At 70.7% G+C, this 12,905-nt stretch carries 14 protein-coding genes; 6 read left to right on the top strand and 8 right to left on the bottom strand.

Annotation, left to right across the window (positions count from 1 at the left end):
• Both ACZ5FU_RS32300 and ACZ5FU_RS32295 read left to right on the top strand, forming a co-directional pair.
• Positions 1-162: a hypothetical protein gene (locus ACZ5FU_RS32300; protein WP_451527200.1), complete on the top strand. Its 162-nt coding sequence runs from the start codon at positions 1-3 to the stop codon at positions 160-162.
• Between the two features lie 96 nt (positions 163-258).
• The gene (locus tag ACZ5FU_RS32295) at positions 259-456 is read left to right on the top strand and encodes a hypothetical protein (protein ID WP_451527199.1); all 198 of its coding nucleotides are present in this window, start codon (positions 259-261) and stop codon (positions 454-456) included.
• A 38-nt stretch (positions 457-494) separates the two neighbouring features.
• On the opposite strand, the gene ACZ5FU_RS32290 is transcribed toward ACZ5FU_RS32295, so the two are convergent.
• The 4 genes from ACZ5FU_RS32290 to ACZ5FU_RS32275 form a co-directional block, all read right to left on the bottom strand.
• Positions 495-728, bottom strand: a complete 234-nt coding sequence (locus ACZ5FU_RS32290) for a hypothetical protein (RefSeq protein WP_451527220.1) — start codon at positions 726-728, stop codon at positions 495-497.
• Positions 729-959: 231 nt separating this feature from the next.
• On the bottom strand, positions 960-1,589 hold the full coding sequence (locus ACZ5FU_RS32285; RefSeq protein WP_451527198.1) for a TetR/AcrR family transcriptional regulator: 630 nt from the start codon (positions 1,587-1,589) through the stop codon (positions 960-962).
• A 142-nt stretch (positions 1,590-1,731) separates the two neighbouring features.
• Positions 1,732-3,123, bottom strand: a complete 1,392-nt coding sequence (locus tag ACZ5FU_RS32280; RefSeq protein WP_469047633.1) for an amidase — start codon at positions 3,121-3,123, stop codon at positions 1,732-1,734.
• Positions 3,110-3,316, bottom strand: coding sequence for a hypothetical protein (locus ACZ5FU_RS32275; protein WP_469047632.1), 207 nt, complete (start codon positions 3,314-3,316; stop codon positions 3,110-3,112). The genes ACZ5FU_RS32280 and ACZ5FU_RS32275 overlap by 14 nt, the downstream gene beginning before the upstream one ends.
• Positions 3,317-3,464: 148 nt before the next feature.
• Between ACZ5FU_RS32275 and ACZ5FU_RS32270 the strand changes: the two genes are divergently transcribed.
• A complete protein-coding gene (locus tag ACZ5FU_RS32270; protein WP_469047631.1) occupies positions 3,465-4,790 on the top strand; it encodes an MFS transporter in 1,326 nt (441 codons plus the stop codon).
• Positions 4,791-4,858: 68 nt separating this feature from the next.
• The gene (locus tag ACZ5FU_RS32265) at positions 4,859-5,737 is read left to right on the top strand and encodes an MBL fold metallo-hydrolase (RefSeq protein WP_469047629.1); all 879 of its coding nucleotides are present in this window, start codon (positions 4,859-4,861) and stop codon (positions 5,735-5,737) included.
• Positions 5,738-6,219: 482 nt separating this feature from the next.
• Here ACZ5FU_RS32265 and ACZ5FU_RS32260 read toward each other — a convergent pair whose 3' ends face one another.
• Entirely contained in the window at positions 6,220-7,572 is a 1,353-nt protein-coding gene (locus ACZ5FU_RS32260; protein ID WP_451527193.1) for a class I SAM-dependent RNA methyltransferase, read from the bottom strand.
• Between the two features lie 98 nt (positions 7,573-7,670).
• Positions 7,671-9,767, bottom strand: coding sequence for an APC family permease (locus tag ACZ5FU_RS32255; RefSeq protein ID WP_469047627.1), 2,097 nt, complete (start codon positions 9,765-9,767; stop codon positions 7,671-7,673).
• A gap of 415 nt (positions 9,768-10,182) precedes the next feature.
• On the opposite strand from ACZ5FU_RS32255, the gene ACZ5FU_RS32250 reads away from it, so the two are divergent.
• Positions 10,183-10,851, top strand: a complete 669-nt coding sequence (locus tag ACZ5FU_RS32250; RefSeq protein WP_469047626.1) for a potassium channel family protein — start codon at positions 10,183-10,185, stop codon at positions 10,849-10,851.
• Positions 10,851-11,528, top strand: a complete 678-nt coding sequence (locus ACZ5FU_RS32245) for a potassium channel family protein (RefSeq protein WP_451527190.1) — start codon at positions 10,851-10,853, stop codon at positions 11,526-11,528. The genes ACZ5FU_RS32250 and ACZ5FU_RS32245 overlap by 1 nt, the downstream gene beginning before the upstream one ends.
• Before the next feature lie 202 nt (positions 11,529-11,730).
• On the opposite strand, the gene ACZ5FU_RS32240 is transcribed toward ACZ5FU_RS32245, so the two are convergent.
• Both ACZ5FU_RS32240 and ACZ5FU_RS32235 read right to left on the bottom strand, forming a co-directional pair.
• Positions 11,731-12,501 (bottom strand): DUF3159 domain-containing protein, encoded by a 771-nt coding sequence (locus ACZ5FU_RS32240; protein WP_451527189.1) that lies wholly within the window; start codon positions 12,499-12,501, stop codon positions 11,731-11,733.
• Between the two features lie 3 nt (positions 12,502-12,504).
• The gene (locus ACZ5FU_RS32235) at positions 12,505-12,903 is read right to left on the bottom strand and encodes an OB-fold nucleic acid binding domain-containing protein (RefSeq protein ID WP_451527188.1); all 399 of its coding nucleotides are present in this window, start codon (positions 12,901-12,903) and stop codon (positions 12,505-12,507) included.
• Between the last annotated feature and the right edge of the window lie 2 nt (positions 12,904-12,905).

Below are 12,905 nucleotides of genomic sequence, written 5' to 3'. Positions count from 1 at the left end.
GTGGCAGAGTCGGAGCCGCTGATGGAGCAGGAGCCCCGTGCGAGCGAGAGCCGGCCGGCTGAGCCCGGCACCGTGCGCCCCGGCGGCCGCACCGCGAAGGTGCGCAGGGCCGTCCCCGACGCCACCGAGGACGCCCTGGTGACCGCCGGTTCCACACCCTGAACCGGACCGGAGCCCCGTGAGCGCGGGCGCCGGCAGGACCGCCGTCCACCGCCGCCGGGACCCCCTGTCGGGCTCGTCACCGACCTGCTGCGCGACATGGCCGAGCGCTCGCTGGCGTCCGTCGGCACCGGCCGCCTCCAGGCCAACGCCGACCTGGTGCACGACTCGCTCACCGACCCCCGGATCGGTGCGCTGTTCCGCACCGTGATCGCGGCGGCGGCCTGCGACTCCGTCTGCGCCGGCGCCCTGCGCGGCTCCTACCGCACCCGGCTGGCCGAATGGGCCCCGTGGTGACCCGGGCGATCGACCGCGGCGGGCTCCGCCCTGACCCATCATCGGTCCGAGCTGGCCGGTGGCTGGGGGAACGCCTGGATGAGGACGGTGACCCCGGTGGTGGGGCATCGGAGTTTGCGCAGGAGCCGCCGGGACTTGAGAGTGGCCATGGCCTGTTCGACGAGTGCGCGGATCTGGAGAACCGCGCGCCGGACCAGGCTCTCGTGGACCACGTCGCGACGCTCGCCCAGGCCCAGAGAGCCGACCAGGTCGTCCTCGCACGGTTCTCGCACGGTCCTCGCCCAGCACCCGTCGAGCGTTCCGGCCTCCCGAATCCGACGCCCGCCCCACATCAAGGAGAAGATCGGCGCCACTCGATTTCCTGTTTTCGCCGACATACTGGTCGACCTGGACGAATTGGCCGACCTGGTCGGTCATTGCCGGGGATGTCAGGACCCCTGCCGGTACAGCCGGCCGCTTGGCCTCCACGACCCAGTAGCCAGACCACCCGATGAGCGAAGTGATCAGTTGTCGGGTTCCTTCTTCGAGCGCCAAGGGGCGGCGGCCCGGGCGGGGCGAGCGCCGGCCTCGACCTGCTGGGCGTACACGGCGTTCGTCACGAGCTCGCGCGCGTATGCGGCGTCCAGTCGGCCAGGGCGGAAGAGGATGCGGTACATGATCGGCGCCACGACACGGTCGATCAGCAGTTCCGTCTCGGGCACCGGCTCCCCCCGCTGCACCGCACGGGCCAACACGACGTCGATCTGCTCTGCGGCGTACGCCGAACACTGACCGGCATTGGTTCCGTCGGGGTCGCCGAGCAGGGCGTCCCGGATGTAGGCGCGCCCGGGCGGCGAGGCCATCTCGTCGACGAACTGTTCCGCCCACGCGTCGAGATCGGCCCGCAGGCTTCCGAGATCGGCCGGATCCGTTTCCGGGCGCAGTCGTTCGACGGCCACGTCGGACAGGAGTTCCTGCAGGTCACCCCAACGACGGTAGATCGTGGAGGGGGTCACCCCCGCTCGAGTGGCCACCATCGGGACCGTGAGCGCGTCGCGGCCCACCTCCCCTACGAGTTCACGTACCGCCGTATGGACGGACTCCTGTACGCGTGCGCTGCGCCCGCCGGGGCGGGCCATGGGCCTGGGACTCATGCGATCCACCTTAATGCGATTTTGTTGCTTCTAGGCGGTGGCCGGCGGCGGCGACCCGCTGGGCCGCGCATCCGGGCGCCCGAGCACGGCGGACGCCCCTGCGGCGACGCGACCGCATGCCGACTGGAACATCCGCCTTCCCTCAGGCAGTGAGGGGAGCAAGCAGCCCCGCGCCGGCCACCGACGCCTCGTAGACCCGGCCCACACGGAGCACCGTCGCGTCGTGGAAGGGACGCGCCATCAGTTGCATACCGATCGGCAGTCCGGCGCGGTCGTGACCGACCGGCAGGGTGAGAGCCGGGACGCCGGTGATGTTGGCCGGGGCACAGAGACGGACGTAGCTGTCCGACACGGCCTCGATCGTGCCGTCGGCCCACTCGACGGCTTCCTGCCCCGCCTCGGTGGCGGTCATCGGCACCGTCGGCGCGGCGAGGACGTCGATTCCGTCGAACATGCGAGCCCAGGCGTCTCGCATCATGGTGCGGGCCCGCTGGGCGCGGAGGTAGTCGCCCGCAGAGGTGAGTTCGCCGGCCTCCAGCAGGAGGCGAACGTCCGCCGTGTACAGGTCGGGGGTGGCCCGCAGCGACCGCTCGTGGTAGGCGGTGGCCTCGGGAACCATCAGCCCCCACTGAACGGCCTGGAGGTGACGCGCCATCGGGATCTCGACGTCGACGAGCTCCGCCCCCAGCTCCGCCAGCCGCTCGATCGCACCGCGTACGGACTCCTCGACCTCGGGCGTGACCCGGTCGAAGTAGTGGTTCCGCGGTACGCCGACCTTCAGTCCTCGCAGGTCGCCTCCCGGGAAGCGGTCCGGCACCGGGCCGGACACGCTCGCCGGGTCGCGCGGGTCGTGGCCGGCGGTCGCCGACAGCACCAGCGCGACGTCCTGGACGGTGCGGGCGAGAGGGCCCACGTGGTCCAGGGACCAGGACAGCGAGGTCACGCCTGTGCGTGAGACCAGGCCGTAGGTCGGCTTGAGGCCCACCACGCCGTTCAGGGCCGCGGGGACCCGGATGGAACCGCCCGTGTCCGTGCCCATGGCGAACGTCGCCCCGCCGGCGGCGACGGCTACCGCCGAGCCGCCGCTCGACCCGCCCGCGACCCGGCTGTGGTCCCAGGCGTTGTTCGTCTGCGGAGTGGTCAGGCCGTAGGCGAACTCGTGCGTGTGCGTCTTGCCCAGGAGGACGGCCCCGGCGGCGCCGAGCCGTTCGGCCACCCCGCTGTCGCGTTCCGCCACGTGCCCCGCCCGGACGCGCGAGCTCGCCGTGGTGGGTGTCCCCTTCGCGTCGATCAGGTCCTTGAGCGCCATGGGGATCCCGTGCAGCGGCCCGCGCGGTCCGCTTGCGGAGATCTCCCGTTCGGCGCTGACCGCTGCGGCCAGGGCCGCGTCGGCGGTGACGGTGACGTAGGCGCCCAGCCGTCCTTCGACGGCGGCAATACGGGCGAGCACCGATTCGGTGAGTTCGACGGGGGACAGCTCCCGTGCGCGCACCGCGCGGGAGGCTTCGGTCAGCGACAGCTCAAACGGTTGCATCGGCGTTCCCCTCTCCGGCTCGGTAGGAGGACGCAGGAGGGGTCTCGCCGAAATCGAGCTCGCGCAACGTGCTGATCACGGAGTGGATGTGGTTGGCCGTCATGGCCACTCCTTCGTGTCGGTCGTCCCCGAGGGGGAGCCCCGCCCGCAGCGCCCCTCGGGCTGCCTCTTGGGGAGTGAGTTCGCTGGTCATGGCTTCCTTCCGCGTCCGTGCGGCGCGACGGGCCGGGGCCGGCACAGGACCTCCGACCACCGCAAAAGCGAATAGTTTGCTTTAGTCGAGCGTAGGACCTACGGTGCCTTAAAGCAAACCAATCGCTTTTAGTATGGGAAGGACCCTCATGCAGAGTGTCCCCGCGGGCCTGGCGCCTCCCCGCACCTCCCCATCCGGACGCCTGCCGTTCGCGTTGCACGCCTCGATCCTGATCGCGCTGCTCGCCGCATCCAGCGCGCCGACCCCGCTGTACCCCCACTACCAGGCTCAGTGGCAGTTGTCGTCCCTCGACATCACCGTGGTCTTCAGCGCCTACGCCCTGGCGCTCCTGATCGCACTGCTGACGACCGGAACCCTTTCCGACCATGTCGGACGCCGCCCCGTGCTCCTGGGCGCGCTCGCGGTCCAGGTCGCCTCCATGGCACTGTTCGCGACGGCCGGCGGCCTGACCACCCTGATCGGCGCCCGCGTGCTGCAGGGCATCGCGACCGGCGCGGCGACCAGCGCAGCAGGTGCGGCTCTCCTCGACCTGGAAGACCCCGACCGGCCGGGTCACCCCGCTCTGGCCAACAGCATCGCGCCGGTGACGGGCATGGCGGCCGGCGTCCTGGCAGCCACCCTCATGGTGCGCTTCGCCCCCGTTCCGACGATCACGGTGTACGCGGCCCTGATCGCCGTGTTCGCCGCGCAGGCCATCGCCCTTGTCTCGACGCCCGAGACCGTCCGCCGCCGTCCCGGAGCACTGCGCTCGACGCGGCCCCACCTGGCGCTGCCGTCGGCGGCCGCCCACGCTCTCCTGCTCAACGGCGCCGGCGTCGTCGCCGTCTGGGCACTCGGCGGGTTCTACTCGTCCCTGGGACCGGGCTTCACACGGCTCGTCTCCCCCGGCGGACCCGAGTACGCCGGGGGCATGGTCTTCTTCACGCTGACGGCCGTCGCCGCCCCGACGGTGTACTTCACGCGCAGGATGCGTGCCGACGTCTCCGCTCTTCTCGGGAGCTGCGCGGTGATTCCGGCGGCCGTCCTGACCCTGGGTGCCCTCCGTCTCGCCGGCTCCGTACTTCTCTTCGCCGGGGCGGCGCTGGCCGGGTTCGGCTTCGGAGCCGTCTCCCAGGGTGCGCTGCGCGCGGTCGTCGACTCGGTCCCGGCCCGGGAGAAGGGCGGCACGCTCGCCTCCTATTACGTACTCAGCTACCTGGCGATGAGTCTGCCCGCCATCGGCGCCGGCGCCCTCACCGCCGGCTTCGGGCTGCGTGCGGCAGCACTGGCCTGTGCCGGCTGCGTGGCCGTACTGGCGACCGTCGCAGTCGCGACGCTGACCACGTCGCTGCGCAGTCGGCGCCGGACACCGTCCCCGGACGCCCCCTCCCACCCGGCAACGAGCCACTGCACATCCGCCTCACCCGACACACCCGCTCCGGACATCTCCGTCCTCGCGACCCATGACAGGTAAGGAAAATCGCTGTGTTCACCTCATCGCAAACGACCAAGTCCACTACTCCCCCCGCCTCTTCCTGGACGGTGGGCAACCACACCGTACGACGCGTCGACGAAGTGGTCCTGCCCGCCCAGACCGGTCCGTGGCTGCTGCCCGGGGCAACCACCGACCTCGTGAGCCGGACTCCCTGGCTTAGCCCCGAATTCACCGACGGACAAGGCGTCCTGCGCCTGGCGAGTCACAGCTTCGCCGTCGAGGTGGACGGCATGCGGGTGCTGGTGGACACCGGCATCGGAAACGGGAAGCCGCGCGCCAACCCCGCCTGGCACAACCTGAACAGCGACTACGAAGCACGGCTACGGGCGGCGGGCTTCGCGCCGGAGAGCGTCGACGTCGTGGTCCTGACCCACCTCCACGCCGACCACGTGGGGTGGAACACGCGTGCCGAGGGCGACGCCTGGGTGCCCACCTTCCCGAACGCGCGCTATCTCACCTCCCGCACCGAGTGGGACTACTGGGCGGGTGTCGACATGGAGGAGGCGCGTCGGCAGATGTTCCGGGACTCGGTCCATCCCGTCCGGGAAGCAGGTCTGTTCGACCTCATCGATGTCGCGGACGAGGGCACGGACGTCGCGCCGGGCATCCGTCTGCTGCCCACCCCCGGCCACACACCGGGGCAGGTGGCGGTGGAACTGAGCAGCCGTGGCGAGACCGCGCTGGTCACCGGCGACAGCATCCACCACCCGGTCCAGATGGCGCATCCGGAGCTCTGCAGCTGTGTGGACGTCGCTCCCGAACTCGCGGCCAGGACCCGGAACCAGGTGCTCGGCGCACTGGCCGGTACGTCGACTCTCCTGCTCGGGAGCCACTTCCCGCCGCCGACCGCCGGACACGTGCTGCGCGAGGACGGCGGGTACCGACTGGTCCCGGCTCCCTCCGGGGTCACGCCCATCAGCGACTGAAGCGGATCGGAGCACCCGGGACGTGCCGTACACCGAGTCGCACCGAGTGCGTGCGGGTGACGTCCTGGGCGTCCGCGACCGGACGGACCGGGAGCGGCTGTGAGACTCCTCCGGCATGCGCTCCGTCGTCACCGATGGGGCCGGACGACGTCATGACCGATCACCGGCTTGCGCCCTTTGCACAAGCCGGCTGTCGGCTGTCCCTCGTGGGCGGCAGTCACGCCGACGCGTCGCGAACGAGGGCGACCTGCCGGCCCCACTCGCCCATCGCCGGCCGAGCCACGCGGCCCTGCTTCAGTCTGACGAACGAGCGTCATTCGAGCGTCAACAATGACGAACGCACGTCGCCGACATCATTCGCACGAACCCCACCGCACCCTGTAACCGCAGGTCAGGCGAGTGTGAACAAGCAGTGAGCCTGCCTGACCCGCTGTACGGAGGAAAACAGGCCGAGCGACCCACCCGGGCCGCGCAACCGCAGGTCAGACGCCCTTCGCGACAGGCTCCAGAATCGCCACGCACTCCACGTGATGCGTCATCGGGAACAGGTCGAACGCCCGCAGGGTCCGTACCCGGTACCCCCCGTCCCGGAAGTACGCCAGGTCGCGCGCCAGCGCGGCCGGGTCGCAGGCCACGTAGGCGATCTTCCGCGCGCCCAGGGCGGACAGGTGCCGGACCGTGGTGCGTCCGGCGCCGGCGCGCGGCGGGTCGAGGACGATGAGGTCGACCTCGCTGATGCCCGTCCGCGGGAGCACGCTCTCCACCTTGCCCTGCTCGATCCGCACGCGGTCGAAGCCGGCGAGGTTGTGCCGGGCGTCCTCGACGGCACGCTTGCCGGACTCGATACCGAGGACCGCGCCCTTGTCGCCGATGCGGTCGGCGAGGGCGCCCGCGAAGAGGCCGACGCCGCAGTACAGGTCGAGCGCCATGTCGCCCTTGCGCGGCAGCAGACCCTGCATGACCGCCTTGACGAGGGTGTCGGCGGCCTGCGGGTGGACCTGCCAGAAGCCGCCGCTGCCGACCCGGTGGGTCCGGCCGTCGGCCCGCTCGCGCACGAACGCGCGGCCGTGGACGCGGTGGATGCCGCCGTCGTGCTCCTCGACGCGCATGACGGAGACGGGCCGGTCGAGCTCGACGAGCGGGAGGCGGGCGCCGGGCCGGGGTTCGAGGATGACCATGCGGTCCTGGGAGCCGGTCGCGGCGATGGCGTCGACGGACGCCATTCCGGACCAGTCGCGGTTCTCGATGCCCAGCTCGCTGACGCCGGGCGCCGCGATCATGCAGTGCTCGACGGGCTCGACCTCGTGGGAGCGGTGGCGCCGCAGTCCGGCGTTGCCGTCGGCGTCGACCGCGTACTGCACGCGCGTCCGCCACTGCGGCACCTGGCCGGCGGGCAGCTTGTCGCCCTCGGCGGGCATCACGGTGCCGTCCCAGCCGGCCTCCTCGGGCGTGAGGCCCGCGAGCCGCTTCAGCTGCTCGGCGATCACCTCGCCCTTGAGGCGGCGCTGGGCGCCCGGCTTGGCGTGCTGCCAGTCGCAGCCACCGCAGCGGCCGGGGCCGGCGTACGGGCAGGGGGCCTCGACGCGGTCCTTGGACGCCTCCAGCACCCGCACCGCGTCCGCGCGCAGGAACCGGGCACCCTCCTCGCCCTCGGTGACCCGGGCCACCACCCGCTCGCCGGGGAGCGTGTGCCGGACGAACAGCACCTGTCCCGCGTCGGTACGGGCGATGCAGTGCCCGCCGTGCGCGACGGGGCCGACCTCGACCTCGTACTCCTCGCCGACCAGCGACCTCGCCTGCGGGTCCGCCTGCGACTTCTTCGTTTCTGCCTGCATGGCGGGGTGACTCCACTACGTCGAACGAGGTACGGCCGGACAACAGCCCACCAGTCTACGTGGCTGTCGTCCGGCCGCTCACCATGCGCAGGTCAGGCCTATGGGCCCGTGGAGCCCCCGTCCGGCTTCCCCGGGGAGTCGGCGGGACCCGTGCCCGAGGCCTCCTTCGCGCGCCCCACGTGGACCGGGCCGCGCCGCACGGAACCGGGGGCGTTCCACTCCTGCCGCCTGCGGGCCCGCTTCTTGGCCACCTCGGAGGACTGGAGCTGGTAGGGCACCGAGGTCACCATCACGCCGGGCGTGAACAGCAGCCGGCCCTTGAGCCGGAGCGCGCTCTGGTTGTGCAGCAGGTGCTCGTACCAGTGACCGACCACGTACTCGGGGATGATCACCGACACGGCGTCCCGCGGCGACTCCCGGCGCAGGCTCTTGACGTACTCGATGACCGGCCGCGTGATCTCGCGGTAGGGCGAGTCGAGCACCTTCAGCGGTACGTCGATGCCGCGCCGCTCCCACTCCGCGCGCAGCGCCTTCGTCTCGGCCGGGTCGACGTTGACGGTGAGCGCCTCCAGGGTGTCGGAGCGCATCAGCTTGGCGTAGGCCAGGGCGCGCAGCGCCGGCCGGTGGATCTTGGAGATCAGCAGCACCGAGTGCACGCGAGAGGGGCGGACGCTGTCGTCGCTGGGTCCCTCGGGCGCGGCGAGTTCGTCGGACACGCGGTCGTAGTGGCGGCGGATCGCGGTCATCGTTCCGTAGAAGATCACCATGCCGAGCAGGGCGACCCAGGCGCCGTGGGTGAACTTCGTGACGAGGACGACCACCAGGACGAGGCCGGTGAAGAAGGCGCCGAAGGTGTTGATCGCCCGGGAGTGGATCATGTGGCGGCGCTTGGCCGGGTCGGTCTCGGTCGCCAGGTGGCGGTTCCAGTGCCGGACCATGCCGGTCTGGCTGAGCGTGAAGGACACGAACACCCCGACGATGTACAGCTGGATCAGCCGCGTGGAGTCGGCGCCGTACAGGACGATCAGGAAGGTCGCCGCGCCCGCGAGGAGGACGATGCCGTTGGAGAACGCCAGGCGGTCGCCGCGGGTGTGCAGCTGACGGGGCAGATAGCGGTCCTGGGCGAGGATCGAGCCGAGCACCGGGAAACCGTTGTAGGCGGTGTTGGCCGCCAGGAACAGCACCAGCGCGGTCGCCGCCGCGAGCACGACGAAGAGGAAGCTGCCCTTGCCGAAGACGGCCTCGGCGACCTGGGTGATCACCGGGTTCTGGACGTAGCCGGCACCGACCGCGACGCCGTTGTCCAGCAGGTCGGCTGCCGGGTGCTCGGCCATGCGGACGTCGGTGACCAGGGCCAGCACGATGATCCCGCAGAACATCGTGACGGCCAGCAGGCCCATCGCGGTGAGGGTGGTCGCCGCGTTCCTCGACTTGGGCTTGCGGAAGGCGGGCACGCCGTTGGAGATCGCCTCCACGCCGGTGAGCGCCGCGCACCCGGAGGAGAACGCCCGCAGCATCAGGAAGAACAGGGCGAAGCCGGCGAGGCCCTGGTGCTCGGGCTTGATCGTGTAGTCGGCGGTGGGCGCGCGCATGGTGTCGTCCAGGACCAGTCCCCGGAACGCGCCCCACGCGATCATGATGAAGACGCCCGCGACGAACACGTACGTCGGGATGGCGAAGAGCTTGCCGGACTCCTTGACGCCGCGCAGGTTCATCAGCGTCAGCAGCACCACGACGGCGACCGCGCAGGCCACCTTGTGCTCGACGACGAACGGGATCGCGGAGCCGAGGTTCTCGATGCCCGAGGTGATGGACACGGCGACGGTCAGGACGTAGTCGACGAGCAGGGCGCTCGCGACGGTCAGACCGGCCCTGGCGCCGAGGTTGGTGTTGGCCACCTCGTAGTCGCCGCCGCCGCTCGGGTAGGCGTGGACGTTCTGCCGGTAGGAGGCGACCACCGTGAACATCAGCACGACGACCGCGACCGCGATCCAGGGGCTGAGGTGGTAGGCCGACACGCCCGCGATGGACAGGACCAGCAGGACCTCCCCGGGCGCGTAGGCCACGGAGGACAGCGGGTCGGAAGCGAAGACGGGCAGGGCGATGCGCTTCGGCAGGAGCGTTTCTCCGAGCCGATCACTGCGCAGTGCGCGCCCGATCAGAATCCGTTTGGGCACGTCGGTCAGTTTGGACACAACTGAGCATCGTAGGCCTTCGAACTGGGGACCGCCCACCCTCCCCCGGCGTCAGCCGGGTGATACCGCGCCCCGGCCGCCTCACGGACGTCCTCCGTCTGCCTCACGGGTGAAATCGGCCACGGCGCGGCTGCGGATTCCGCGGCCGCACCAACCCCCATGCCTATATGACAATTCCCCTTCCCTGCCGTCCTCTGGAGGTTCCATGCACACGACCGCGGAACTGATCGGCGCCGCCGGCACCCTCGTCGGCCTCGGAATCCTCACCCTGCTCAGCCTGTGGAGCATCAGCCGTCGCTGACACCGGTCACCGTGCACGGGGGTGCCCTCCGCCGACCGCGCGTGTGTAGCTTGGTCGGCGGTCTGAGACCCTGTTACAGCCAAGTCAGCGATATTTGACCTCGGAAGGACGGTCGTGCACATCGTCATCATGGGCTGCGGCAGAGTGGGTTCCGCTCTCGCCCAGACCCTGGAGCAGCAGGGGCACACGGTCGCCGTGATCGACCAGGACCCCACCGCCTTCCGACGTCTTGGCTCCTCGTTCGGCGGCCGCCGGGTCACCGGCGTCGGCTTCGACCAGGACACCCTGCGCGAAGCGGGCATCGAGGAGGCCGGGGCCTTCGCCGCCGTCTCCAGCGGCGACAACTCCAACATCATCGCCGCCCGCGTGGCCCGGGAGATGTTCGGCATCGAGAACGTCGCCGCCCGTATCTACGACCCCCGCCGCGCCGAGGTCTACCAGCGCCTGGGCATCCCGACGGTGGCCACGGTCCGCTGGACGGCCGACCAGATGCTGCGCCGGCTGCTTCCCTCGGGTTCGGAGCCGCTGTGGCGTGACCCCACCGGCGGCGTCCAGCTGGCCGAGGTGCACGCCTCCGCCACCTGGGTCGGCCACAAGATCAGCAGGCTTCAGGAGGAGACGGGTGTGCGCGTGGCGTTCCTCACCCGCCTCGGCGAAGCGATTCTGCCCACCTCGCAGACGGTTCTGCAGGAGGGCGATCTGGTGCACGTGATGATGCGCGCCGACGACGTGGAGAAGGTCGAAGCCGCGTTCGCCGAAGGCCCGAAGGAGGACGGTCACTGATGAGGGTCGCCATTGCCGGAGCCGGCGCAGTCGGCCGCTCGATCGCCGGCGAACTGCTGGAGAACGGCCACGAGGTCCTGCTGGTCGACAAGGCGCCGACCGCCATCTCGGTCGAACGCGTGCCGCAGGCGGAGTGGCTGCTCGCCGACGCCTGCGAGATCACCTCCCTCGACGAGGCCGCCCTCCAGCGCTGCAACGTCGTGATCGCCGCGACGGGCGACGACAAGGTCAACCTGGTCGTCTCCCTGCTCGCGAAGACGGAGTACGGCGTCCCGCGCGTCGTCGCCCGCGTGAACAACCCGAAGAACGAGTGGCTCTTCAACGAGTCCTGGGGCGTGGACGTCGCCGTCTCCACCCCGCGCCTGATGTCCGCCCTGGTGGAGGAGGCGGTCAGCGTCGGCGACCTGGTCCGCCTGCTCCGCTTCAGCCACGGCGACGCCAACCTCGTCGAACTGACCCTGCCCGAGGAGTCGGCCCTGGCCGGCACCCAGGTCGGCGACGTGGAGTGGCCCGAGGACACCTCCCTGGTCACGATCATCCGCGGCACCCGCGTCCTGACCCCGTCCCGCGAGGACTCCCTGGAAGCAGGTGACGAACTCCTGTTCGTGGCGGCCCAGGCCCGCGAGGAACAGCTGGAGGACCTGCTGTCGGTCCGCCGCGAGGACGTCCGAGGCTGACACCCTTCCCCTCCCCGCTCGGGGACGCCCCGGCCCGCCTCGGGGCCCGGGGCGTCAGCCGGCGGGAACGGGACGGGCCGGGGGCGGAAGGGACGGCGGGGGCGGGAAGGGGCCGGGGCGGGGTCGCGGGGCGAGAAAACCCCGCCGGAACCACCTGTGCCGACCGTTTGTCCCGACGGTTTGTCCCGACTCCCCGTACCGGCTACCCGTCCCGCCGGTGCCGCGGACCGGTCTCGGCCGACTCCTGCGTCGCTCCGGCCGCCTTCAGTTCCGCCGTCTTCAGTTCCGCCGCCTTCTCCTCGGCCTCCATCTCGGCGAAGACGTCGATCGGCGCGGGCGCCTTCGCCAGGAAGACCCACGTCAGCCAGACGGCCAGCAGGAACGGCGGGATCTTCAGCGCGATCAGCACCCAGCCCAGCTGCGTGGTGTCGGCCCACCAGTACAGCGGGAAGAGGATCGCGCACTTGGCGAGGAGGATCAGCCCCCAGGCGTAACTGGCCTTCGCGTACGCCTTCTTGCGGCCGGGATTGCGGGTGCGCCAGGAGAGGTTCTCCTTGAACACCGGCCCGAGGATCAGTCCGAGCAGCGGCATCCCGCACAGGGTCGAGACGATGTACGCCAGCGACAACCCCAGCGTGTAGAGCATGCCGGGCAGGTAGAAGTCCTTCGCCTTGCCCGTCATCATCGCGAACACGACGCCGAAGGCGACACCGAAGACACCGCTGAAGGCGTGCTTCACGGTGTCCTTCATGGCCAGGCGGACCACGACCAGGACCAACGACACCGCCAGCGCGGCGATCGCCGACATGTGCAGGTTCTTGTTGATCGTGTAGATCGTGACGAACAGCAGGCCGGGCACCACCGTCTCGACCATGCCCCGCACCCCGCCGAACGCCTCGAACAGCGCGGCCTCCGTCACCGCCCGGGCGTCGTCCTGCTGAGTGTCTTCGGTCGGCTTGTCGAGCGACGTCACCGGCTACTCCCTACCAAGGGGTCTCAGTTCGTACTTGGGGTTGAACAGCACCCGGCGGCCCCGGCTCATCGAGATCCGGCCCGATGCTATGAGCCTGCGCCCCGGCTCTATGCCGACGATGGAGCGTCTGCCCAGCCACACCACGTCCAGTGCGGCGGAACCGTCGAACAGCTCGGCCTCCAGGGCCGGAACTCCGGCCCGCGGTCGCAGGGTGACCGTGCGCAAGGTACCAGTAACCGTGACTATCTGGCGGTCCCCGCAGTCTCCGATCCGCGTACAGCCCGCGGTCTCGGCATCCTCCCGCAACTCCTCGGACTCCAGGTCCTCCTGCGAGGAGGAGAGCCGATCGAGCATGCGCCGGAACCGGCCCACCGGCTTCTCGGAACGAGGAACAGCACTCATAT

The organism is Streptomyces sp. NPDC031554, assembly GCF_055580685.1.
Note: the sequence above shows the minus strand (reverse complement) of the source record. Positions and strands in the feature narration are given on the sequence as shown.